Origin of the sequence: Kosakonia cowanii JCM 10956 = DSM 18146, assembly GCF_001975225.1 — a bacterium.
In the GTDB taxonomy this organism is placed as follows: domain Bacteria; phylum Pseudomonadota; class Gammaproteobacteria; order Enterobacterales; family Enterobacteriaceae; genus Kosakonia; species Kosakonia cowanii.
Window position 1 is genome coordinate 3,128,774 of sequence record NZ_CP019445.1, and the last position, 23,437, is coordinate 3,152,210.

Genomic DNA, 23,437 nt, shown 5'->3' on the forward strand with positions numbered 1-23,437 from the left:
TACTCAGGATCCAGCATGGCCGTTAATCGCCGCCTCAAGATCCCGATACTCCTCGCAACTCTGCCCGCAGAGTGTGGAGATGGTTTTCAGTTGTGCTTGCGCCAGGTCAGGACGCCCTTTGATAAGCCACGCTTCACCCAGATATTCCCGCACTTTGGCATACGTGGGGTCGAGGGCGATAGCGCGCTGATAATAGCCGATACCCTCATCCGTACGCCCCAGCTTGCGCGTGGCATAGCCCCGGTAGTTCCATGCTTCGGCGGTATCGCCATTTTTCAGCGTATTAAGCAGATTCAGCGCGGCCTGATACTCGCCTTTTTTTGCCAGATGATAGGCGTAACGGGTTTTATCTTCATCCCTGAGCTGGCTTGTTTTTTCGGGCACGCACTGCTTTGTCGAACTGTCGTACACCTGCCCAGTTGGGCAATCCGGCGTTTTGCTGTTGCTGCTATCGTCGCCGGCAGCAAAAACCGGCGCGCTTAACAGAACAAAGGCCACAGGCAGCAGACGTTGAATCACGGCGGTTGATAATTTCATGGTGGACTCCAGGTTAGCGAAACGCACGGCCGGGCAGCATGCGACGCAGCACGCCGTCCCGTAACAGATAGTGATGGAAAAGCGCGGCCAGCGCATGCACCAGTGCCAGTGAGATCAGCGCCCACGCCACCGTGTCGTGCCACCCAGCAAGGGTATGCCGCAGGGTGGGGGTAATTTCCACCCAGCCTGTCAGGTCGAACAGACCAAAGAACTGGAAAGGCTCATGCTGCGACCAGCGGAAAAGAAACCCGAGCACGATTTGCGTAAAAAGAAGCAGATAGAGCGCGCCGTGCATGCCGTGCGCGAGCCCTTTCGCCAGAACGGAACCTTCAAGCGGCGGCATCGAAAACTGGCGAGAGCGCTGGCTGAATAGCCGCCAGAGTGGGCGGACAACCATCACCAACGCCAGCAGGATGCCGCAGGAGATGTGCACGGCCTGCAACCCTTTTCGCAGCGGCGTCCCGCGCTCCAGCAGCTCCCAGATATGTGCGCTGGCAAAGAGGAAAATGACGCTGGCTGCGGTGATCCAGTGTAGAGCGAGGGTAAAACTATCGTAGCGCTGTCGTGTCAGCGCAGGCGTTGTTGCGGTCATAAAGCGATTCCATCAGTCTGTTGATGATGGGTAAACGCCACACCCTGTGGATCTATTCGATAAAAAATTGTTTTTTGCTTTTTATTCCGGCGAGCGGCGCTAAAAAGTGGCGGCTATCACGCCGCAAAACCGCGAAGCGGTGCGGTTTGTTGTTCTTTAACGCCAACTTTGCCACCATGTCCCCCCAGACACGCGCTGAGCGGTAATGTCGACCTGTTCTGCTACGAGGACCTCATATGAGCAATTTTCATCAACATACTGCTACCAGCCTGGGCGGCCAGCCTGTGCCGATGGCCGACTACGCGGGGAAGGTGGTGCTGGTCGTTAATACCGCCAGCCATTGCGGCTTCACGCCACAATATGCGGGCCTCGAAACGCTCTATCAGAAATATGCCACCCGGGGGCTGGTGGTGCTCGGTTTTCCCTGCAACCAGTTTGGTAAACAGGAGCCCGGCAGTGCGGATGATATCGCGCAGACCTGCCACATTAACTACGGCGTCAGCTTTCCAATGTTTGCAAAAATTGAGGTTAATGGCGCCGCCGCGCATCCGCTGTTTCGTTACCTGAAAAAGGCGCTCCCCGGCGTACTGGGGGGGCGAATTAAGTGGAACTTCACCAAGTTCCTGGTTGGCCGCGACGGCAAACCGATCAAGCGCTTTGCGCCGTTTACCAAGCCGGAGAAAATGGAAACTGCGATTGTTGCTGCGCTTGAAAGCTGAGTTCAGCGCTTAATTGAAGGCGTTATTTTAGTGTGCTGGGGCACAGGAAAGGGAGGCAGGCAAGGGGCGAGAAAAGCGTCCGCTATGTGCCACAGGCAGACGTTGCTTGGGGAGCAGGTCACTTATTTTAGCGGGCTAAAGAAATAATGAGACCAGTGGCAGGTTGTATGATTTGTAAACTAAAAAAAAGCGCAACTTCTAAGATCGCCTCCCAACACCCGCCATATATAGCGTCAGAAGTTAACTTTGTTCTGGGTCAAAAAAGACGTAAACATGATTGATGCAAATCACTATATATAGAACATAGAATGCAGACGAACCCAACAAATAGTTCAACACATACGTTTGTAGGTAGGCCCTCTACCGGTGATTTTGCCAGAGATCACTCATCAGTTCGTAGAGGCAGAATATGGTGGTAAGGCATTACTCGAATTTCCCCGTCCGGAGTACTAAGTGATGATAACAATGGAAACCACCCTCATGCGGAATAAAACGAATGAAGATTCGAAGTTTGACCTGCGTGTTAATCCTCGCCATTGTGGGTAATCTCATGGCCGGGCAGGGTAATTGGTCTGTAGAAGTCAATTCTATCAAAGTACATATCAGCAAGAAGTAATTGTTAAAGATACAAAAAAACCACCTGCCAGGGTGGTTTTTTTGCACCTTCTCTCTCGATGCGAGGAAAGCTTGGTAAGGCATTACTCGAAAAAGATTATGCCTCTCTGACCTTCGTGGGCGCAATGCAAAATTTTGGATTGCACAATCCAAAATGTTGATCTGGTTCAACGCTCACTCGGTATTTCAATACATCCTCATGATTAAAAATACTTTTTCTAATTTATATTTTCCTGATTAACTGATCTGCTCCCGGTTGAGTATTACATGCCAATGTTAGTCCGATATCCCTGCGGTTATGACAAATGCGAACTTCCGCTCCTCGCTCCAAGCGGACCTTCAGCTCAGTTAGCACGTGCGCTTCGTGCAGGAGCGGACGTTAGATCCGATTGATACAATCAGCGCAATGTCTTTGAGAAACAGACAGCTTCTGTCCTACCTTTATATGGGCCGTAATTCTCAATACGGATATAACCGTTTTTCTTGTAGAAACTTACAGCCCGATGGTTGATGTGTCTGGTTTCCAGCCTAAGCTCGATATATCCCATCTCTTTTGCGGAGTCTTCAAGAAAAGTAAGTAAAGCACTACCAACCCCTGGCACACTTCGATCTGAAAACATCCTTTTAAGCTCGGCTATATCTTGCGTTAATGGCCGTATAGCACCGCATCCTACAGCTTTGCCTTGAGAATTCTTTGCTAATACCCACAAAGCTTTATCATCACTCATGGCTTCAGCTGTGAAATTGCTTTTGCCGTTATCACCAGTGATAGCGGCAAGTTCCGCTGATAGCAATTCGATTAAGTGATGGGATTCTGAAGAAAATGGATCAGATTTCTTAACTGTTATCATGGTTATACCCTGCATGATGAATGTGACCAACATAAAGCATCCTGCTAAGGAAAACATCACCCCAAAACGGGTGATGGGACAACATTGTTTTCAAACTATCTTCAGGGTGTCATGTCCGCTTCTCGCTCATAGCAGACATTGACCTGTATGTTAGTCAACTCTGTGCCAAAAGCGGCCATGCATTTTTATGTGGTGCGTTATCCATAGGCAGGAATGTGAATAGATAAATATAAATTGTTATAATCCAGGCATTCCTGTGCCCTGAATTTAAGTTAGCAATGATAAACAGAATTCTGATAAGTGCTTGCCTGATGGGTTTTAAAGTGCGCTATAACGGAAGTGAGAAAGCACCAATGATGGCTCATCTGTTGCGCTGGCAAAAGGAGCAACGCCTGGTCATCCACTGCCCTGAGCTGGCTGCGGGGTTACCAATTCCACGTTCCCCGGCAGAGATTTTTTTTGCTGATGGGAAAGACGTGATGCGGGAGCGAGCCAGAATAATAGAAAATACAGGGAATGATGTAACTGAGCATTATCAGCTTGCAGCCTGGCTGGCCTTACGCACAGCACAGGAGTCTGGATGTACCGCTGCATTATTAACTGATGGTAGTCCTACATGTGGAAGTCAGTTTATCTATGACGGCTCTTTTAGTGGCCAGCGTAAGCCTGGTATGGGAGTCGCAGCATCGTTACTTAATGAGCATGGAATAGCAGTATTTTCTGATACTCAGCTCGCTGAACTTATTACCTGGATTGAGGAAAGAGAAAGCTGAGCCTTCTGTCTATGGTAAAAATGTCAGACTATTTTGCTTTTCTGTGTCGCTTACCTGATTTAAAGATATCAATCTCTCATGTCCGCTTTTCGCTCATAGCAGATCTTCAGATCCAGGAGCATGCCAGCTGGTTGCGCAAAGCGGGCATTACTCCTGTTAATGCAATACGTTAATTCCCGTGCATCACGGTTCGCCTTCCCAGTAATCGACGCCTTTACCCCTGAAGTCGAGCACCCTGAAACCATCATCTTTTTGATTGGTGGATTTCACTAAATATTTATCCGAATCCGGGTATTCGCACACTTCGGGGAACTCCATGGTGCTGACAGAGATGTACATCAGCGGCAGGGAGGAGGTGTTGATAATCTGATGCGGCCACGCTTTCCCGGGCGGAATAGTGATAACGTCTCCCTCTCCGATGGCAACCATCCGTTCGGCGATCCTCAGCGTGCCGTTCCCCTTCAGAATGATAAACATCTCTTCCTGAACGTGATGGAAATGGAAGGGCGTCGATCTTTTCCCCGGCGGAAGCGTATCCACAGAGGCACCAAGCTTGTTGGCCAGCGTGCCGGAGGTGAGCGATCCGCCCTCAGAGGCATAGAGTGGCTCCCGCTCAAAACGTACATCATTTACTTTATTGAAGTTTTTTATGGTGAATGTTTCGCTCATTAGGTCACTCCATAGTTACCTGAGTCCAGCTCAGTTTTTTAATGACACTAATACATTACGCGATCCGTTACTATTTTCACCTTATCCGCTTACTTCTGCTCACGATCGGCGCTATACGCTACCGCTTTCATCTCCTGCAACGCTTCCAGGCGGCTTTCCAGCGCGGCGTTGATATTTTCATAAGCCGTGCTGCCGAGCGGCAGGCGAAGCGGGGGGCTTGCAGCATCCGCTGCTGCAATCATTGCCGCCACGCACTTCTGCGCATCGCCTTTGATGGCGAACTCGCCCGCAAGCAAAGCCGCACGCAGTCTCCCCGCTGGCGTATCGCGGTAGGCGGGCAGGGCATCGGCAATATCCAGACCCGCACCGAATTGCGTCGCCGTCGGGCCAGGCTCGACCAGCAAGAAGTCAATGCCGAAGGCCGCAACTTCCTGACGAACCGCTTCGACAAAGCCTTCAATTCCCCACTTCGTCGCATGATAGAGACTGAAATCAGGATAGGCGATCTGCCCCCCTTCTGACGAAACCTGCACAATGCGCCCGCCGCCCTGCTGCCGTAACAATGGGATCGCCGCGCGAATCAATTGAATGGAGCCGGTAAGATTGGTGGCGATTTGCCGCTCAATCTGGGCATCGCTCAGCTCCTCGGCGGCACCAAACAGGCCGTAGGCGGCATTGCTGACCACCACATCGATGCGTCCCGCCTGCGAAAATGCCGCCTCGATGGTCGGTTTTATTGTTGCCGACTGGCTCAGATCGAGCACGATGACCTGCAAAAGGTCGCCATACTTCGCCACCATCTCTTCCAGCACGGTGCTCTTGCGCACACTTGCAACCACTAGATCGCCGCGTGCCAGCAGCGCTTCACACATCAGGCGACCCAGACCGCTGGATGCGCCGGTTATTAGCCAGGTTTTCATTATGCTTATCTCCGTTTGATAAAGTGGAAACAATCATAAAACGAATGATTGATGCCATAATCGCCCTGAACTGGAATGAGCTGGTGTGGAATATTCAACAATGAAGCGTCCCTCCTGGAACGAACTGTTAGCGGTGAAAACCGTTGCCGAGCAGCGGAGCTTTAGCCGCGCGGCCGATCTGCTTGGGCTCAAACGCTCGTCATTGAGTCATACGATTAAAGCGCTGGAGACGTCGCTTGGCGTGCAGCTCTTCCTGCGCACCACCCGCAGCGTTGCGCTCACCGATGCCGGTGAAATGCTGATGGCGCGCCTGTCGCCGCTGCTGGCTGAAATGGATGAGTTGCTAAATGATGTGAGCGCCAGCGCGCAGCAGCCTTATGGCACGCTGCGCATCAGCGCCAGTGATACGGCGATCGGCCTGCTGCTGGAAACGGTGTTGCCGGACTTTATCCAGCAAAAGCCCGGAATTGAAATTGATCTGGTGGCGCAGGGGCAACTGGTCGACATCGTCGAGCAGGGGTTTGATGCCGGCATTCGTCTGCTTGAAGATGTGCCGGGCGATATGATCGCCATTCCTCTCAGCGGGCCGCTGCGCTTTGTAACGGTGGCCTCGCCCGGTTATCTGGCAGAGCGGCCAACAATCGCGCATCCGCAAGACCTCATGCAACACCGCTGTTTGCGCCAGCGTTTGCCCGGCGGAAAACGCTATCACTGGGAGTATCAGCAGGGTGACGCACAGTTCGAGCTGGATGTGCCGGGTAGCCTGACGCTGAATAACAGCGCGTTGATGGTTGAAGCCGCCGTTGCCGGTTTAGGCATTGCCTATGTGCCGGAGCGCTACGCCCGCCGACATCTTGGCGATCGGCAACTGGTGACGCTGCTTGACGACTGGACGGTGGCATCCGCAGGGATCGCCCTCTACTTCCCGCAACATCGCCATATGCCCGTCGCACTGAGGCTTTTTGTCGACAGAGTCAAAGCGATGCCGCGTGGCTGAGCCTGTCCCGGGTGAACAGACCGCCACCCCTACATACACATCTTTCGCTCAACGTTGTCGTAGCACGCCGGGAGGACAGCCATTGATGCGTTTAAACGCACGGCTGAAGGCGGCCTGCGAGGCGTAACCCAGACGCTGGGCGACTGTCTCGATGGCGAGTTTCTCATTGCTGATCCAGTCGCTTGCCAGGCGCATACGTAACTCCGTGGCATAGCGTAAAGGGGAGACCCCAATGGTGGACTTAAAACGATCGGCAAAAACAGAGCGAGAGACATTCGCCTGGCTTGCCAGTTCGGCAACGCTCCACTCCCGGCCTGGATCGCGGTGGAGCGCCAGAATGGCGCGTGCCAGGCGGGGATCGCGCAAGGCAGCCATAAGACCAGAGGCGTTTTCTCCGCCGGACTCGATCCATCCGCGCACGATCATGGACGCGGCCACCTCGGCAAGCCGGGCGAGAATACCAGCGAAGCCAATACGCCCGGAGCAAATTTCGCTTTTCATCGCGTTCATGATGGGCACCAGCCCCGGATAACGCTGCTCCCCGGCGTCAACCACCATGGCTTCAGGCATCAGTTTACCCAGCGCCTGCATCGCGCCGAGATCAAACTCCATACAGCCATAAAAAAGCACCGTGCTTGGCGTCGGATGCGTACTGGGGCAGGTGTCGACCCCATGCACGGATTCGCCGATAGGGGCGGCACCCAGTTCATCAATGTGCTGAAAGGTACTCGTTGCGCTGGAGAGCAGTTGGTGGCTCGCGCCCTGGGGCATAAATACCGCGCTCCCGGCTTTGAGCGCGTGCAGCGTACCATCCCTGAGGCGTAAAAGGACGTCACCCACCGCGACGTAATGGAAATAGGCGTGACCCGGTTTGGTGTCGAAACCGACACCCAATTCTGGCCCGGTCTGCACACGACGGTACTGAACGCCGCGCAGGCGTAAACCCATCAGCAGTTCACTGATCAAATCGGATGAGAGAGCAAAATGTGCTTCAGTGTTCATATCAGGCGTTTCGGGTAAAAATGCAGGACGCATCATCATAGATCGTCCAGACGTTCAACTCTAGACTTTGGGTGGAAATTTAACCCAGGAAGAGATTGTGATGAGAAATGATGTAACTGAAGCACGATGCGCAAAGGTCAATGAGGGTAAAGGATCAGGATCGGCATGGCTGGCGGTGTTTTCACTGGCAATGGGCGTGTTTGGTCTGCTGACGGCAGAATACCTTCCTGCCAGCTTACTGACGCCGATGGCCTACGATCTGGGTGTCACCGAATCCATGGCGGGTCAGGCGGTCACGGTAACGGCAGTGGTCGCGCTGTTTGCCGGGCTGGCCGTTCCCCGGCTAACCCGCAGCCTCGATCGACGAACCGTTCTGCTTGGTTTCACGGTGCTGATGATTGCCTCTAACCTGCTGGTTGCGCTCTCTTCAGGCCTGATGGTTGTTTTAGCGATGCGCATCCTGCTTGGGATCGCGCTCGGCGGGTTCTGGAGTATGGCAGCAGCCGTCGCCATGCGCCTCGTGCCTGAAAACCGGGTGCCGCGTGCGCTTGCCATCATTTTCAGCGGTATTGCTGTCGGGACAGTGGTTTCGATACCGCTGGGCAGCTATCTGGGCGGGATGTACGGTTGGCGCAGTGCCTTTATCGCAGCAACAGCAGTAGGGGCGCTGACGCTGATCGTTCAGCTCTTTACGCTTCCCGCGATGCCGCCGCGCAGCAGGGTGAAAACGGCCTCAGTGGCAGACTTACTCCGCATGCCAGGCATTGCGACAGGCATGATGGGATGTGTACTGGCGCATACCGGCCAGTATGCGCTGTTTACCTATATCCGCCCGGCGCTGGAGAGCGTTGTGCCGCTGGATGTCGATCGCCTCTCTTTGATTCTGCTGGGCTTTGGCGTCGCCAATTTTATCGGCACGCTGCTTTCCGGTTGGCTAATCGAGCGTAGCCTTCGCCTCACTCTGGTGGTGATGCCAGCCATTGTCGGCGCAGCCGCATTAAGCATGATCATCTTTCCACTTGAGGAAACCGGGCTGATGCTGCTGGTTGCGATATGGGGGCTGGCATTCGGCGGTATTCCGGTGGCGTGGTCCAACTGGGTTGCACGCGCTGTTCCGGATCAGGCGGAAACGGCAGGCGGCATGGTGGTCGCCGCCGTACAATCCTCAATCGCCATCGGGGCGGCGCTGGGAGGCGTCATCTTTGGCTTGAGCGGCATAACCGGTGTCTTCGTTGTCGCAGGTGGCGTCATGTTCCTTGCTGCGCTTGTTATTGGCACAAAAGTACGCCTTGTACAGGTAAACAGCGCGCGGGAGAATACCCCTGCAACCTCATTTGAATAAGAACGTCTCTTTAGCGGCCAGGGAGGGCCTAAATCAACGACTACCCTTTGCCTCCTGACGTCACCCGCTGGCGGTGGCAATCTGCCGGCTCCACTTTTTTCCCCTCTGCGGAACAGACACGTAACGGCTGCAAAGGCTGACCGCTGGTGTTATCCACCAGCACAGAGTGAACCTCTCCCTCGGCAAAGAGGTAGCGCTCACCCCATTGCCGCATCGCCACCACAATCGGAAACACCGCGCGGCCTTTTTCGGTCAGCACATATTCACTGTAGGCGCTGCCATCGGATGCCGGGCTGATCTCAAAGATACCGTGCTCAACTAACAGTTTGAGGCGAGCGGCGAGAATGTTTTTTGCCAGCCCCAGATTTTTTTGAAACTCGCTGAACCTGCGCACATCGTCAAACGCTTCCCGGATAATCATCAAACACCAGCGCTCACCAATCGACTCCAGGGTTCGGGCCACGGGGCATTCACTGGTTCTGAGGGATTCCTGTTTCGCCATTTCTGCACTCCCGGCATCTCTTGAGGGAGACGAGTATAAGTCCCTCGCAAACTGGTTGCAAAAGAAAACCACCAATGCTATCTCTGTCGCTCTTGTGGTTTTAAAAAGCAACCAGAATGGGCAGGTGTGATGAGGAATAAATTGAGTGTAGAGGCGGGTATCACGCAGAATGCAGGATCTGGCGCTGCTCTGGTGCTGAGACCGGGCATTGTCTTTTTGTTCTCGCTGATAAGCGCGCTATCGGTGGCAAATGTTTACGCGTCACAGCCTTTACTGGAATCTATTGCGCTGACTCTCAATATTCCCCAGGCGGTGATTGGCAGCGTGGTAACAGCCACCCAGGCGGGCTATGCGCTCGGGTTGATTTTCCTTGTGCCGCTCGGGGATGGGATTAACCGAAAAACCCTTACCATCACCCTGTTGTCGCTCTCTGCTACGGCACTGCTGGCGGCGGGATTAGCGCTCAATTTTGTCACTCTGCTTTGTGCGCTATTTTTTATTGGTCTGCTGGCGGTGGTGGTGCAGCTGGTGGTGGCCTGGGCCGCTATTCTGGCGGCACCGGAGCAACGCGGAAAGATTGTCGGCACGGTGACCAGCGGCATTGTGTTGGGCATTCTGCTCTCCCGCGTTGTCGCTGGCAGCCTGGCGGATCTTGCCGGCTGGCGGGCGGTTTACCTGACTTCAGCCTGCATGATAGTGCTGATGGCCTGCGTGGTGGCGAAAGCAGCGCCTGCGCCATCTGTTGAGCGGCGCACCGCGCCTTATCTCTCTCTGCTGCTCTCGGTTTTCACGCTCTTTATCACCGAGCCGCAGTTGAGAAGAAGCGGTGCGTTCGCGCTGCTTATCTTCACTGCGTTCAGCATGTTGTGGAGCGCAATGGTATTGCCGCTCACTGCGCTGTCGTTATCCCATACGGAGACAGGCTTGTTTGGCCTGGCAGGGGTGGCCGGTGCGCTGGCGGCGGCGAAGGCGGGTGCCTGGGCTGACAGAGGCTGGGGACGCAGCGCCTGCGGTGCCGCGCTGGTCGTGCTGACGCTCTCGTGGTGGCCCATCTCATGTACCGAATCTTCTCTGCTGTGGCTGGTTGTTGGCATCCTGATGCTGGACTTCGCCGTGCAGACGGTGCACGTAATCAACCAGAGTACACTCATCGCCGCCAGGCCAGAGGCCGCAAGCCGACTGGTGGGCGCGTACATGTGCTTTTACTCGACGGGCAGCGCAACGGGCGCAATTGTTGCCACCCAGCTCTACGCTCACTTTGGCTGGAGCGCGGTCTGCATCGCCGGGGCGGGCGTCAGCGCCTGCGCGTTTCTGCTCTGGTGCACAAAAAGATAGATAGCTACCCTCATCCGCGCGCGCGAAAAATCGCCGCAAGTTTCAACACAGCAGACTCAATTTCCCGCTCGTTGTAGGCGGCAAAGCCCATCAGAAATCCTGTTGAGGCAGGTTGGCCTGCATATAACGCGGTCAGCCCGAGCATATCGACATCCGCGCGGCGGGCGGCGAGGGCGATCTCAGCTTCTGCGATCCCCTCTCTCAGGTGGCAGGGCATCTGCATGCCACCCGCTGGCGTAACCCAGGTGACGAAATCAGCGAGGTGCTGCGCTATCAGGCTGGCCAGTTTGTCACGCCGCGCAACATAGACGCCGCGCATCATCCGCACATAAGCACCAAAGTGTCCGCCCTCGATAAATTTAGCCAGCGTCAGCTGGGGAATGGAGGCGGTATGACCATCCATTAATGTGCGCGCTACCGTCAGCGGCTCTACCAGCTCGTCGGGAACGATCATGTAGGCGATGCGCAGGCCAGGAAAAAGTGACTTCGTGAAAGTGCCGATATAGAGCGTCCGGTCAGAGCCATCCAGCCCCTGGACGCAGGCCATTGGCTTGCCTTCATAGTGAAACTCACTGTCATAATCATCCTCAATGATCCACGCCTGGTGTCGGTTTGCCCAGTCGATAACCGCCAGCCGCCGATCGAGAGAGAGCGTGGCGCCGGTAGGGTACTGATGAGAAGGGGTGAGATAGATCGCCTTTGCCGGTTCGCTCAGCGCGTTAAGCTGCTCAATCGACAGGCCGTTCTCATCGAGCGCAACCGGCAGGGTCTTTAGCCCGGCGGCTTTGAATGCTTTATGCGCTCCCTGATAGGCGGGCTCTTCAATCACCACGCCATCGTTGTTATCCATCAGCACGTTGGCGCAGAGCGCCAGCGCCTGCTGGGAACTGGTGACAATGATGATGCGATCTGCCGTAGCGTGTGCGCCACGCTCCAGGTTGACATACTCAGCGATGGCCCGTCGTAGCCGTTCCATACCCTGGGGCGGGCTTTGATCGAGAGCCTGGTGACGATACTCCTTCAGCACCTGGCGTTGCAGGCGCTCCCAGGTAGGGATCGGGAACAACCGTGTTTCAGGAATACCCGGTGCCAGCGGGCGAGGCCGGGAAAACTCACGCACCCCTCCGCTTTCATAGATAACCTCTCCCCGGGCGCTGAGCGCGGGTTTGCGCGCTCCAGCGCTTGAACGGCGCTGCCGGGCATGCGATTTCAGCAGCCGGGTGCGGGGCGAGACGAAGCTCCCTTTTCCGGTATGCCGTTCAATAAACCCCTCCGCGTGCAGGCGGCTGTAGGCGGCTTCAATGGTATCCCGCGAGACCGTAAGGGATGTTGCCAGCGTGCGGGAGGCGGGAAGCGCTTTCCCTTCAGACAAAATCCCGTCAAGGATGAGCGTGCGTATGGCCCGCTGGATCCTTTCATGTAGCGGCAGCGCTCCGTTGGCGGGATCGATCATCCACGCTTTCACCGTTTCTAGTTGTGCATGCTTAAACATCGGCTCTCCCCGCCATGACGCATCTTAGCCGTCAGTCTAAAGCAACAAGGACAAATGCCGAACCCTAAATTGGTCTGCTGTGGACGCCAAAATTGGTGGGGCTAAACGTGCCATTGCCTGCTTATAATCCTTTCGCAAGCCTGATTAGCTATTTCCATGCAGTGGGTGGGAAATTACCGCCGGGATCGATTTCGGTGCAGCTTATTTGCGCCTGCCGGGCATGTAACAGATATAAAAAAAGAGAGGTCATTACTATGAGTAATACTATTTTTACGATTGAAGCGGTCATCGAGAGTGATTATGAGGGCTGGTTGCCGCTGTGGGAGAAATATCAGGAGTTTTATAAGGTAGATATTCCCGAGGCGGTGACCAGACGCACATGGCAACGATTTTACAGCCCGGTTGAGCCGGTATTTTGCGTGGTGGCGAAATATAACGGCAAGGTGGTGGGGTTTGCTCACTATCTCTTTCACCGCTCAACCTGGTCTGAGAGCGATTATTGCTACCTTGAAGATCTCTATGTGTGTGAATCCGTTCGCGGCCAGCAAGCAGGTAAACAGCTGATTGAATATGTGCAGCGCGAGAGCAGAAAGCGACACGCCAGCCATCTCTACTGGCATACCCACGAAACCAATTATCGTGGGCAGCGTTTATATGACTGGGTGGCGAAGAAGAGCGGCATGATTGAATATCGCATGCAGGTGAGATAGCGATATTTTTTGCACCTTTCATATGCCTTAGGGCCATTCTTCGATGGTTAAATTATCACGCAAGGAAACGATAATAAATTTAGCTTTAGGACTTCTTATTTTATAAATGTCACCATTGCATGTTGGCGAAATGCTAACGCTTTGTTGAAGCATTATGGCGAAAAATGTAGGATAGCGGCTCCATTAATGTACAAGGAAACAGACTTATACCTGAGCACAGTGAGGGTGTTCACCTTTGGCTTATTTGCCGTCGCGAACGTTGTTCGCTTTTTAAGAAAGGGTATAAAAAATGAGTACAGAAGATGAGCTGGTAAGGATCCGTGAAGAATTAAGCAGTATCAGGCGCCGTGTTCGTGGTGGTGGTGGAAGCGACTACTGGTTTGTCTATGCGGTGCTGATCATCCACGGGCTGGTAGCAGGTGGCGTAACGGGTTACTTTTTAACCTCCCAGGCAGGCTGGAAAACGCTTCCTGCTTATGGGCTGGTCTACATTGTCTCTGCGCTGCTGTTTTTATTCGGTTTTAAAAGACCGGTTCTGCACCTGATCTATGTTGCGCATGCTTGTTTCTATTGGGGCGTGATTGCCTGGGGTAGTGCTCATCAATTAGGCCCTGTTGTGAGCTGGGGATGTGGGATCGCTGCGTTTATATTGTCCTTTATAACCCTCTGTCACCCTCTAGAAGTCTTTCCAAGGCTAAAACAGAAGAAATAAACGCGCCCTTTGAGGTCGTTAATTGCCGCGCGTAGTACGCTGACAAGCGCGCAAATAAAACGGGAACCTTCAGGTTCCCGTTTTTGCGTGCAATGACAGCCGCCTGAGCCCGTCAGGCGCAACGCAACTTACTGTGTCGAGGTGGTGGTCGTCGTCGTGGTGCCGGTATTTGAACCGTTATTACCGCCAGCCGCCATCAGTGCGAGGCCGGTAATGGCTGTGGCGATGGTTACCCCCGCAATGGCGGAAGATCCCACGGCAAACTCAGAGGCGTTTGCGCCAGCTGCTTCACCGCTATTGAGCTCCAGGGCGGAGCCCGGCGCGGCAACAGCGTTACCCGCCGCTGCAATCAGAACCAGGGCAGCAATTGTCATTTTCATCTTTCTCTTCTCCATTTAACGTTTCCTCCATCAGGGCAATGACACCCACCCATACACTATTTTTATTGCTACTTAAGTGAAATTTATAACTGTATCTATATGTTAAATAAACGTTTTATTCACCCGTGATATGACTATCAAATGACTGATTTCCCGACGCCTCGTTTTTAATCTCAGCCGATATTTTCAGACTATCCGCATCCGTGCCCGCGCCGCTGCTGGCGCTTTTAGCGGCGCGGCCTACGCTTAAAAGATGCGACGCAGCGGCCTGTAACCGGGCTGCGCGATAGCTGCGGTGAATGGAAAAAAGAACAAGGAGCAAGAATGAACATTGCCTGTCTTGGTTGGGGATCGCTGATTTGGAAAGCGGATGATTTACCAATGGCCAGCCGCTGGCATGCCGATGGCCCACGTTTACCTATTGAGTTTTCCCGCGTTGGTGATGGGGGTGAGCTGGCAACGGCGATCTGCATCAACGCGCCGGCTGTTCCGGTCCACTGGGCGTTTCTCAACACTGGTGATCTGGAGCTTGCGACTGCGGCCCTGCGCAAGCGCGAGCAGATCCCGGATTCACGGGAAGATGGCGTCGGCTCGCTGGTGCTGGCGGGCAATATGGACGGTGCGCTCGCCACATGGGCGGCGGCGAAACAGCTTGATGCGGTGATCTGGACCGCATTACCACCGCGTTTTAATGGCATTGAAGGGCGGATCCCCTGTGTCGATGATGCGCTCGCTTACCTGCGCTCGTTAACGGGCGACACCCTCAGCCACGCGCAGGACTATATCTGCCGGGTTCCCGCCGTGTTCGACACGCCCTATCGCAGAGCGATTCGTGAGCAGCTCGGCTGGCCCTGCTGATTCATCCTTTCACGTAACTCATCACATTTTTGTAACACTTTCATAGCACCCTGGTAGCGCTTCGCCAGGGTAGACTCTGCCTGCTCATTGAATATGGAAAAAAGAGAACTTTAAGATGCCATTACGTTCGATTCAGGCGTTGTGTTTGCTCAGCTTCTTTATGGCGGATGTGCGGGATGGTCTTGGCCCCTTTCTGGGGATCTTCCTGATTCACTATCACTGGAGTGCGGAAGCGATCGGCTACGCGATGACCGCAGGCGGCATTGCCGGGCTTCTGGCGACGCTGCCCTCCGGGATTGTGGTGGATGCCTCGGCGCGCAAACGGGCGATTATCGCCGTGGCCGCGCTGTTGATCATGGCAGGTACGCTGCTGCTGTGGTTCTTCCCCGGTTCGTTAATGGTTTACGCAAGCCAGGTAGCAACGGGCATATCGGCGGCATTTATCGGCCCGGCAATGGCCGGTCTGACACTCGGCCTGGTGGGGCAGAAGCGCTTTGCTCATCAACTGGGGCGCAATGAAGCTTACAACCACGGCGGCAATATGCTCTCCGCGCTGCTGGCCGGTGTTGCCAGCTGGTACTGGGGCATCGGCGCGGTCTTCCTGCTGATGCTGGTGATGGCCTTTGGCGCGCTGATGGCGGTGCTCGCGATCCGCGAAAAAGATATCGATCACCGCGTCGCGCGTGGGCTGAATCCTGAAGAGGCCCTCGGCGAGATCCCCTCGCTCTTCACGCTGCTCAAAATCCCGGCGCTCACCATTACCGGGCTGACCCTGATGCTGTTTCATCTGTCGAATGCCGCACAGCTACCGATGCTGAGTATGCAGGTGGCGTCAGGCCATAACGCCACTCTGTTTAACCCTGGCGCGTATGCCGCAATGACGGTGGTGATAGCGCAGGGCGTAATGATCCCGGTGGCGCTGATGGTCTCGCGTTACGCCCAGCGATATGGCTATGAAAAACTGATTTTGATCGCGTTGATTATCCTGCCGGTTCGCGCAATGACCGCCGCGCTATGGCCCTCGCCGTGGGCGGCGATCCCGGTGCAGATTTTCGATGGAATGAGCGCCGGTATTCTCGGCGTGGCAGTGCCCGGCTTTATTGCTTCGCTGTTAAACGGCACGGGGCACGTCAATGCCGGGCAGGCGCTGGTGATGCTGATGCAGGGCTTTGGTGCCGCTATCAGTCCCTCGCTTGCGGGAACCGTGGCAACGCACTATTCGTGGCGCACGGCTTTTATCACGCTGGCGACCATTGCCCTGACGGCGCTGCTCATCTGGCTCGGCTTCGCCAAAAAAGGGTCAACGCAACCCCTTCGCGAGTGACCTCTCCTGCGGCTGATGCGCTGTTAACGGTTCCCGGCGCATCAGATCGCGGCAGACATAAAAGAGCCCAATCATAAAGGGAAACTCATACAGCTCTTCAATCAAATCCTGATAGTCGCGCTTGTGCAGGAAGAAGTGGGCAATTGCGCGATGGTGCTCCACGCTGTCGGAGATCAGGAAGGTGACGACCACCAGCGCGAAACTCCAGACAAGCAGGGTTTGATGGCGCAGTCGGTCACTAATCTGCTGGCGTAGCGCATGGGAAAAGAGAGGAAACAGCACCAGAGCGCCAATCAGTAACACCGAAATGGCGCGAAAGAGCAGGCGCGGCTCGTGGGGAAAATAGTCGCGGCCCCAGCTGACGCTGCGTCCGAGCAATACCAGCCACCACGTTGCCGCCCAGAGCCAGAAGCGTTTACGCTCCGGCGTCAGCGGAGTAGTGAGCGCGAAGCGCAAGGTAAAAACAAAAGCAAACAGCAGCCATAGTGCCTGGACATTTTCTATCACTGATACCGATAGCCCATGATAAAGGGGCAGAGAAAAGTCGGCGAAAAAAGGAATGATGCAGGAGAAAACCGCCAGCATCACGGTGGTGGGCGTCAGGCGTTTATCGAATTTCATAATATTGCCACATTGATAATAATTAGCGGGCTAACATAGCGGATGAGGGTTTGTGCTGCTTTGCGATTAGTGGCGTATTGACTTATCAGAGTGGGAAACGCACCGGCAAAATAGCCGGTTGCGTTATTTTCAGGCGGCCTGAACGGTATTGATAATCTTATGGATGCGTTGTTTGAAGCGCTTAATTGACCTGTCTATTTTCCGGCGATGAAGAAAGCGGAAATAAGATGAGAGCGGCACAAACTCAGCTTCGCCAATATTATCGATAACGACCAATTCATACTCTTGCGGCGCGGTTTTACGCACCAGCACATTGTACTCTTTCAGCGTCATTGTCGAGATGCCGTACTCAATGAGATTGCTGCGCAACTCAGCGAGTTTTTCCTCAAGCAGAGGCAGAGAAAGACGCTTGTTCTTCAGGTAGAAGGCCAGGCTTTTGGAAATTTTCCCATCGTAATCGGTGACCAGATCAAAAACATGGCCGGTGCCAAAATTGGTCTGGATTTTACCGTAGTAGTTGGGAATGGCCTGGCATGCCTGAATAGAGCCTGATTTTTTGCGGTAGTAGCGCGTTTCGCGCTTCACCTCTTTTAACCCACCGTCATCGGGGTTATAGAGGGTTTTGACACATTTTTGACTATCAAACGGGTGCTGGTAACACCGGCGGTGGCGGCCGCTACCTATATTCTCTTTTAGTATCAGCATGGTTACTCTCCTTGCCGGATACTATGAGATTGCGCGGTTAAATATTTCCTAAACGAGAGAAATGCTTTGATACATTTGCCCGGAAGGCAGGGAATAAGCGCACCACATGTTAAATTTGGTCGCCCGGCGGGGGTAAAGAGCGACCCTGAAATAACGCGCAGCGCGTATCACGTCATTGACGTTTACTCCTGAACCATCCACATATCCGCCTCTTCAAACATCTCTTCCAGCATGCGGTTCAGCTTTTCGCGGTCGCTTTTACTGGCATCGCTGTTCAGGCCGTTAGCCTGCATCGGTTTTACCCGCACATCGGCGTCCGGGAAGATGCGGTGTACGCGCTTTGTCAGTTCAGTGAGGATAATCTCGCGCGCGCCGGGTAAACCTTCAACATTACGCTTGTCGTAAACCAGTTCAACAAACACAGGGTCGTCCTATTCAGTCTGAATTTTTCGTGCAGCATTTATACTGGATAAAAAATCAGTATTCAAGATTAAAGCGTGTAAGAGAGGCGCATTCTGCGTACAAGCCCGTAAATCGGGCATATTGGGCGGAGCAGGGGGTGTTTTTTTAGCAGGGGGAAGAAATAAAGGATGGCAGTTTCGACATCAAAACTGCCAGCGAAGAGAGTACAAATTGTTTAAGCGTATATCCGTCACTTGCGCACTTTATAACCTGGTGGCCAACGCGGCACAAACGCAAATTTTTCGCTGGAGGGATTTATAAAATTGATGATCACTGTATTAATCATCAGCCTTTGTACTTCCCCTGGCGAAAGTGTGCTTATGCCGGGTCGCGCTGAAGTTTGAAGATGCGAACCATCTCCACCAGCTGTTCCGCCTGCTGTTGCATAGCATGTGCGGCGGCAGAGGACTCTTGTGACAGCGTGGCATTCTGCTGCGTTGCGGCATCCATGTGCGTGATGGCGACGTGCACCTGATCAATGCCGACGCTCTGCTCGTTGCTGGCCAGCGAAATGGTATCGACAAGTTGGCTTACACGCTCAACGCTCTGCATGATTTCGGTCATTGCGCTGCCGGCATTTTTCACCAGTTTGTTGCCTTCATCAATGCGATTCACCGAACGCTGAATCAGCTCGCTGATCTCTTTCGCCGCCGTGGCAGAGCGCTGGGCGAGAGCGCGCACTTCTGATGCCACCACGGCAAAACCGCGCCCCTCGGTTCCTGCGCGCGCCGCTTCTACCGCCGCATTGAGCGCCAGGATATTGGTCTGAAACGCAATGCTATCGATCACGCCGATAATGCTGCTGATCTCGGTCGAGAGATGATTGATCTCGCTCATGGTGGTCACGACACGCTCCACGACCTCGCCGCCCTGGTTCGCCACGCGCGTGGCTTCACGGGTGATATCACTGGCGATGCGTGAATTATCGGCATTGTTTTTCACCACCGATGTCAGCTCTTCCATTGAGGCGGCGGTTTGTTCAATCGCGCTGGCCTGCGCTTCATTGCGTGCGGAGAGCTCTCGGCTGCCGCTGGCAATCTGCTGTGAGGCGCCAGCGATCGTTTCAGTGCCGGAGCGCACCCCGGAGACGACGCGCGTCAGGTTCCGGTTCATCTCCTGCATGGCGCGCATCAGCTCGGCAGTTTCATCGCGCCCGGAAATGACGAAGGAGGATTGCAGATCGCCCGCGGCGACGGTACGGGCAACGGAGACTGCCTGTGCCAGCGGGCGCGTAATACTGCGAATTAACCACCAGGTGATCAACATGCCGACAATCAGCGTAAAGGCCATCACCAGTGTCAGCATCAGACGCGTCTCTTCAAACAGGGTGTTATTGTGCGCCTCGGTCTGCTGGCGGATATGCGCCGCTTGTTGCAGCGTGCTCGCCACCACCGTATCGATCATTTTGGTCGGTTCCCGATCGATACCGGTCACCATATGGTCGACCCGCTGTGCGCTGCTGGCATCAGCAATATCGTAGTGCTGCAAGGCATCCAGATACTCTCTTTCGAGCTTTGCATGCAAGCCGATGGTTTTGACAACCTCGTTGTTTGCGACACCAATCTTTGGAAGCATCACGCTCAGGGTTTTTAACAGCGCCTGCGTTTTCTGGCTCTGTTCAACAAAGGCGTTTTTGTATTTAACGAAGGTTTCCTGATTTTGTGTGCCGCGCAGCAGCGTGTTTTTCCACTCCTGCACCTGAATTTTGAACTGCACTTGCGCATTACGCGCCGTGTCGATGCTCTGCGCAACTTCGCCTTCGGTTGCCATGATCTGTTTGTTTTGCGCGAGTGCGCCAGCGTTAATGGCGAGGCCGCGAATCCCCATAAACAGCGTTGCCAGTAACAGTAACGTCGCCAACAAACCCAGACGCTGCCCAATAGTAAGATGGTTAATTTTCATGCTGTGTCACTTCCCCTGGTGGTGAGGCGCAAATGGCGCGCACGCCAGCACTATCGACGTATTTAAGCAGGGCTTTAATGTCGATCTGAACAGAAACAGAGCATTTTTAGCTTAATATTTTGATATATAAGCAGATGGCACTTTTATGACATTTTCGTGACGCTGTATTACTGCTCAACTTAGCGCATGCGCAGAGGGGTTAACCTTCCAAATGGTGTCTGGGATCGGCATGGATCTTCGCCAGCAGGCGCCAGGGTTTGCTGTCCAGCAGCCAGGCGGGAACATCCGCCGCCGATAACGGGCGGGCAAAAAGATAACCTTGCGCTTCATCGCAGCCATACTCTTCGAGCATGCGCGCGGTTTCCAGATCTTCCACCCCTTCCGCCAGCACCTCGTAGTTCAACTCTTTAAGCATCATGATCACATTTCGCGCAATGATGCGGCTGTCGTCATCGGTGGCAATCTGGCTGACCAGCGAGCGGTCGAGTTTGATCATGTCAATCGGGATGCGTCGCAGGTAGCTGATATTGCTGTAGCCTGCGCCAAAGTCATCAAGCAGGATGGTAAAACCAAGCGCATCAAGCCGGTTAAGCTCCCGCAGGGCGGCATCGCTCTCCAGCACTTTTTCCGTTTCCAGACACTCAATGTGAATATCGGCAGGTGTAAGCCCGGCATCGATAATGTGCTGCGCCAGTTCATCGGCAAAACCGCTGCGCGAGAAATCACTCACCGTGGCGTTAATAGAGACGGGAAGATCGATGCCGATCGCCTTCCACGCTTTGACCTGGGCAATCACCGTTTTAATCACCCAGTGGGTGATATCGGCCATCAGGGTGGTTTTTTCCGCCAGCGTGACGATCACCGCCGGCGAGATTGGCCCAAGCTCGGGGTGAGTCCAGCGCAGCAGCGCCTCCACGCCCTCGGTCTTTCCCGTACGCAGAGAGACTTTCGGTTGATAAGCCATATGGAGCTGATCGCCCGTTTTGATTGCCTGGCTGAGATCGTACAGCAGGCGGAAATCGGTATTACGCTGCTCATCAAGGACCGGGTTGAAGTGCAATACCGGGATATTCTCGCGGATCGCCTCATGCAGGGCGCTGATCGCCTGACGCACCACCTCCTGCACGTTGTCATTTTGCGGCGTAAAGGGGACATAACCCGCGTGAATAGAGAGATTGATATTAATATCGCTACCAATGGTCGCCTGGAAAGCGTGCACTTTTGCGACCCGCTTAGCCAGCCTGTTCGCCGCGTCACGCCCGGTCAGTACCGCAAAACGTCCGGTGGCGAAGGCATAAAGCGTTGTTGCCTTGTTAAGCCGCAGGCGCATCTGCAACAGCGGTCCAAAGCTGCGCAGCAGCGTCTCCAGCGCCTCAACGCCGAGATAGCGGGTCAATTCATAGGCACGGGGAATATCAATACAGTCAAAGATGATCAGCGCATAATCACCGCTCGCGTTCTGCTTCAGGTGCGCCATCTCTTTAATTAAGCAGGGGCGGTTCGGCAGGCCGGTCAGCGCATCGACAAGACCAATGTTGTAGCAGGATTCAAGGTAGAGCGTGGCGAGAGCGGCGATGCGCTCAAAACTGGCGATTTGGCGAGCATCGGGTTCGTAGAGCTCAGGATGGGTGACGCACAGCGTGCCGAGCACTGCTCCCTCTTTGGCGATCAGCGGCGCCGAGGCGTAAAAGAGGATATCGCCGCTTTTGACCAGCGGCTGATGGGAAAAGCGCGCGTCGAGGCGGGTATCGATACAAACAATCGTCTGCCGGTCGGCCAGCGTATACTGGCACATGCTGCGATCGATGGCGATTTTGTCATGCTCGATCGGCACTTTTTCGACGAATTTGATGTACTGAAACTCATCATCAAAGGTGGTAATAAAGCAGCCTGATACGCCCATCACTTCACTGGCCAGACGCGCAAATTCCGCCAGCGCCGCATCGCGCGCCGCGTCGGCCTTACTCAATAAATCAAGCGCGGCCAGCTGTCTGCTTTCACTTTTTTTAAGGCCCGTAAACATGGTGCGCTCCTGCCCAACAAGTTAAAACAGGGTGTCTTCGTCTGAGAACGCCATCAGCGTGACAGGCGTCGGATTATCAGATGCCGCCGCGTATCACTATTTCCACCAGCCAAGCTGAGTGCCGACCACGGCGATAATCGCGACGATCAACATAATGATGGTGGTCTTTTTCATGGGAACTCCTCGGTCAGCGTCTCGCGCCGACCCTGTTAAGTGTATATGAAAGCGAGGCCATTAAGATTTGCCTCAGGCCAGCAACGGGAGAAAACGCCATTAATTGAGCTGCTGGAACGCTTTTTTGCTTTTATTCTTCTTCACCCGATACATTACTTCATCGGCCGCGCGCAGGGCGCTATCCGCATCGTACTGCTCAGGGTTAATTTCAATCACGCCGACGCTGGCACCGGGGTAATAAAGATGAACATCACCGAGTTGATATTCACCGGCAATCTGCTTATCGAGGCGCGTTTTTAGCGCACTGAGCAGCATGCCCTGCGGCTGGTGGAGCGGGCCGCCGGGGCAGGCGAGTAAAAACTCATCGCCGCCGAGACGCCCAATAATGTCATCTTTCCCGCGATCCTGTGTCAGGCGATTGCCTACCTCAATCAGGAAGCGATCGCCGGCCTCATGGCCAAACTGGTCGTTAATCCCTTTGAAATTATCGAGATCGATAAAGGCGATAATGACGTGAATGTTGAGATGACGGGCGAGTGAGAAGAGCGTCTGCAGCGACTCAAAGAGCGCGCGGCGATTCGGCAGGCCGGTCAACACATCGGTATAGGAGTGGGCGATCAGCGCGGCGTTGGCTTCGCGCAGCTGGTCAACCAGATACTCTTTTTCAATATATTGCGCGATCAGGCCGGCAAACAGGCGCAGCACCTGCTCGCCACGCGCGCTGAGCATCTTTTTCTGATTGCTGGCCGCACACAGCGTGCCATAGAGCGAACCGTCTGCCAGCTGCACCGGCTGGCTGAGATAGGTGGTGATCCCCAGCGCCTGGGCGGCTTCGCAATCGCGCCAGCGGGTTGCCACATCATTGGCAAACAGGCAGTTATCATCCAGCGCGCGTTTACACAGGCTGTCGCCAAAGGGGAGGGAGAAGCCTTCAGGGATTTCAAGCTGCTTGCTGTTACGGGAGTAGACAATGTGCTGCTGGCGGGGGTCGTCGCTGATTTTGGTCAGATAGGTCGATTCCATATCGGTCACCATCTCCAGCATTTCCAGAAACTGGCGGACTAAGCTTTCCAGCGAGTGATCTTTCGCCAGGGTTTCCGATACCCGGGCGAGAATGAAATCGGACATGAATATTGGGCTCCGGTGCGTGGGTACCTCGTTGACCCGGCACGTTATTGCTGACTATTTCGACGGCGCGCCATTAAAACATGAACCAAAAA

Annotated in this window: 25 protein-coding genes; 9 read left to right on the top strand and 16 right to left on the bottom strand. The window is 54.4% G+C overall.

What is annotated here, in order from left to right; all coding sequences use genetic code 11:
* Window positions 1-3: 3 nt before the first annotated feature.
* The gene (locus tag BWI95_RS14725) at window positions 4-537 is read right to left on the bottom strand and encodes a tetratricopeptide repeat protein (RefSeq protein WP_076769722.1); all 534 of its coding nucleotides are present in this window, start codon (window positions 535-537) and stop codon (window positions 4-6) included.
* 13 nt (window positions 538-550) lie between these two features.
* Window positions 551-1,129: a cytochrome b gene (locus BWI95_RS14730; protein WP_076769723.1), complete on the bottom strand. Its 579-nt coding sequence runs from the start codon at window positions 1,127-1,129 to the stop codon at window positions 551-553.
* A 236-nt stretch (window positions 1,130-1,365) separates the two neighbouring features.
* Between BWI95_RS14730 and BWI95_RS14735 the strand changes: the two genes are divergently transcribed.
* Window positions 1,366-1,848 (top strand): glutathione peroxidase, encoded by a 483-nt coding sequence (locus tag BWI95_RS14735; protein ID WP_054802927.1) that lies wholly within the window; start codon window positions 1,366-1,368, stop codon window positions 1,846-1,848.
* Between the two features lie 1,013 nt (window positions 1,849-2,861).
* Here the strand turns inward: BWI95_RS14735 and BWI95_RS14740 are convergent.
* Entirely contained in the window at window positions 2,862-3,347 is a 486-nt protein-coding gene (locus BWI95_RS14740; protein ID WP_054802926.1) for a GNAT family N-acetyltransferase, read from the bottom strand.
* Window positions 3,348-3,592: 245 nt separating this feature from the next.
* Between BWI95_RS14740 and BWI95_RS14745 the strand changes: the two genes are divergently transcribed.
* Entirely contained in the window at window positions 3,593-4,087 is a 495-nt protein-coding gene (locus BWI95_RS14745) for a 2-thiouracil desulfurase family protein (RefSeq protein ID WP_054802925.1), read from the top strand.
* Between the two features lie 183 nt (window positions 4,088-4,270).
* Here the strand turns inward: BWI95_RS14745 and BWI95_RS14750 are convergent, their stop codons facing one another.
* Together BWI95_RS14750 and BWI95_RS14755 are read right to left on the bottom strand one after the other, a co-directional pair.
* Window positions 4,271-4,756, bottom strand: a complete 486-nt coding sequence (locus BWI95_RS14750) for a cupin domain-containing protein (RefSeq protein ID WP_054802924.1) — start codon at window positions 4,754-4,756, stop codon at window positions 4,271-4,273.
* Window positions 4,757-4,845: 89 nt separating this feature from the next.
* Window positions 4,846-5,676, bottom strand: coding sequence for an SDR family oxidoreductase (locus tag BWI95_RS14755; RefSeq protein ID WP_083699397.1), 831 nt, complete (start codon window positions 5,674-5,676; stop codon window positions 4,846-4,848).
* A gap of 100 nt (window positions 5,677-5,776) precedes the next feature.
* Between BWI95_RS14755 and BWI95_RS14760 the strand changes: the two genes are divergently transcribed.
* The gene (locus BWI95_RS14760; RefSeq protein ID WP_054802923.1) at window positions 5,777-6,673 is read left to right on the top strand and encodes a LysR family transcriptional regulator; all 897 of its coding nucleotides are present in this window, start codon (window positions 5,777-5,779) and stop codon (window positions 6,671-6,673) included.
* 48 nt (window positions 6,674-6,721) lie between these two features.
* Here BWI95_RS14760 and BWI95_RS14765 read toward each other — a convergent pair whose 3' ends face one another.
* Complete coding sequence (locus BWI95_RS14765) at window positions 6,722-7,714, bottom strand: AraC family transcriptional regulator (protein WP_054802922.1); 993 nt, start codon at window positions 7,712-7,714, stop codon at window positions 6,722-6,724.
* 61 nt (window positions 7,715-7,775) lie between these two features.
* Between BWI95_RS14765 and BWI95_RS14770 the strand changes: the two genes are divergently transcribed.
* Window positions 7,776-9,017, top strand: coding sequence for an MFS transporter (locus tag BWI95_RS14770; RefSeq protein ID WP_054802921.1), 1,242 nt, complete (start codon window positions 7,776-7,778; stop codon window positions 9,015-9,017).
* Window positions 9,018-9,057: 40 nt separating this feature from the next.
* Here the strand turns inward: BWI95_RS14770 and BWI95_RS14775 are convergent, their stop codons facing one another.
* Window positions 9,058-9,519, bottom strand: a complete 462-nt coding sequence (locus BWI95_RS14775) for a winged helix-turn-helix transcriptional regulator (protein ID WP_076769724.1) — start codon at window positions 9,517-9,519, stop codon at window positions 9,058-9,060.
* Window positions 9,520-9,711: 192 nt separating this feature from the next.
* Between BWI95_RS14775 and BWI95_RS14780 the strand changes: the two genes are divergently transcribed.
* Window positions 9,712-10,854, top strand: coding sequence for an MFS transporter (locus BWI95_RS14780; RefSeq protein ID WP_054802920.1), 1,143 nt, complete (start codon window positions 9,712-9,714; stop codon window positions 10,852-10,854).
* Window positions 10,855-10,864: 10 nt separating this feature from the next.
* Here the strand turns inward: BWI95_RS14780 and pdxR are convergent, their stop codons facing one another.
* On the bottom strand, window positions 10,865-12,346 hold the full coding sequence (gene pdxR / locus BWI95_RS14785; RefSeq protein WP_054802919.1) for a MocR-like pyridoxine biosynthesis transcription factor PdxR: 1,482 nt from the start codon (window positions 12,344-12,346) through the stop codon (window positions 10,865-10,867).
* Window positions 12,347-12,600: 254 nt separating this feature from the next.
* On the opposite strand from pdxR, the gene BWI95_RS14790 reads away from it, so the two are divergent.
* The gene (locus BWI95_RS14790) at window positions 12,601-13,056 is read left to right on the top strand and encodes a GNAT family N-acetyltransferase (RefSeq protein WP_054802918.1); all 456 of its coding nucleotides are present in this window, start codon (window positions 12,601-12,603) and stop codon (window positions 13,054-13,056) included.
* Window positions 13,057-13,345: 289 nt separating this feature from the next.
* A complete protein-coding gene (locus BWI95_RS14795; protein ID WP_054802917.1) occupies window positions 13,346-13,768 on the top strand; it encodes a hypothetical protein in 423 nt (140 codons plus the stop codon).
* Between the two features lie 128 nt (window positions 13,769-13,896).
* Here BWI95_RS14795 and yjbE read toward each other — a convergent pair whose 3' ends face one another.
* Window positions 13,897-14,148 (bottom strand): exopolysaccharide production protein YjbE, encoded by a 252-nt coding sequence (gene yjbE, locus BWI95_RS14800; RefSeq protein WP_054802916.1) that lies wholly within the window; start codon window positions 14,146-14,148, stop codon window positions 13,897-13,899.
* 324 nt (window positions 14,149-14,472) lie between these two features.
* On the opposite strand from yjbE, the gene BWI95_RS14810 reads away from it, so the two are divergent.
* A complete protein-coding gene (locus BWI95_RS14810; protein WP_054802914.1) occupies window positions 14,473-15,006 on the top strand; it encodes a hypothetical protein in 534 nt (177 codons plus the stop codon).
* 115 nt (window positions 15,007-15,121) lie between these two features.
* The gene (locus tag BWI95_RS14815) at window positions 15,122-16,330 is read left to right on the top strand and encodes an MFS transporter (RefSeq protein ID WP_076769725.1); all 1,209 of its coding nucleotides are present in this window, start codon (window positions 15,122-15,124) and stop codon (window positions 16,328-16,330) included.
* On the opposite strand, the gene BWI95_RS14820 is transcribed toward BWI95_RS14815, so the two are convergent.
* The 7 genes from BWI95_RS14820 to BWI95_RS14850 form a co-directional block, all read right to left on the bottom strand.
* Window positions 16,307-16,951, bottom strand: coding sequence for a hypothetical protein (locus BWI95_RS14820; protein ID WP_076769726.1), 645 nt, complete (start codon window positions 16,949-16,951; stop codon window positions 16,307-16,309). The two genes, BWI95_RS14815 and BWI95_RS14820, sit on opposite strands and share 24 nt — an antisense overlap.
* A gap of 129 nt (window positions 16,952-17,080) precedes the next feature.
* Window positions 17,081-17,656: a YrbL family protein gene (locus BWI95_RS14825; protein WP_023481439.1), complete on the bottom strand. Its 576-nt coding sequence runs from the start codon at window positions 17,654-17,656 to the stop codon at window positions 17,081-17,083.
* Between the two features lie 182 nt (window positions 17,657-17,838).
* Window positions 17,839-18,078 carry a DinI family protein gene (locus BWI95_RS14830; protein WP_023481865.1) on the bottom strand — a complete coding sequence of 80 codons (240 nt, stop codon included), beginning with the start codon at window positions 18,076-18,078 and terminating at the stop codon, window positions 17,839-17,841.
* Between the two features lie 358 nt (window positions 18,079-18,436).
* Window positions 18,437-20,020 (bottom strand): methyl-accepting chemotaxis protein, encoded by a 1,584-nt coding sequence (locus tag BWI95_RS14835; RefSeq protein WP_054802911.1) that lies wholly within the window; start codon window positions 20,018-20,020, stop codon window positions 18,437-18,439.
* Between the two features lie 199 nt (window positions 20,021-20,219).
* Window positions 20,220-22,043 carry a bifunctional diguanylate cyclase/phosphodiesterase gene (locus BWI95_RS14840; RefSeq protein WP_076769727.1) on the bottom strand — a complete coding sequence of 608 codons (1,824 nt, stop codon included), beginning with the start codon at window positions 22,041-22,043 and terminating at the stop codon, window positions 20,220-20,222.
* A gap of 96 nt (window positions 22,044-22,139) precedes the next feature.
* Window positions 22,140-22,217 (bottom strand): protein YoaJ, encoded by a 78-nt coding sequence (gene yoaJ, locus BWI95_RS24040; RefSeq protein WP_071789586.1) that lies wholly within the window; start codon window positions 22,215-22,217, stop codon window positions 22,140-22,142.
* Window positions 22,218-22,316: 99 nt separating this feature from the next.
* Complete coding sequence (locus tag BWI95_RS14850) at window positions 22,317-23,345, bottom strand: sensor domain-containing diguanylate cyclase (RefSeq protein ID WP_076769728.1); 1,029 nt, start codon at window positions 23,343-23,345, stop codon at window positions 22,317-22,319.
* Between the last annotated feature and the right edge of the window lie 92 nt (window positions 23,346-23,437).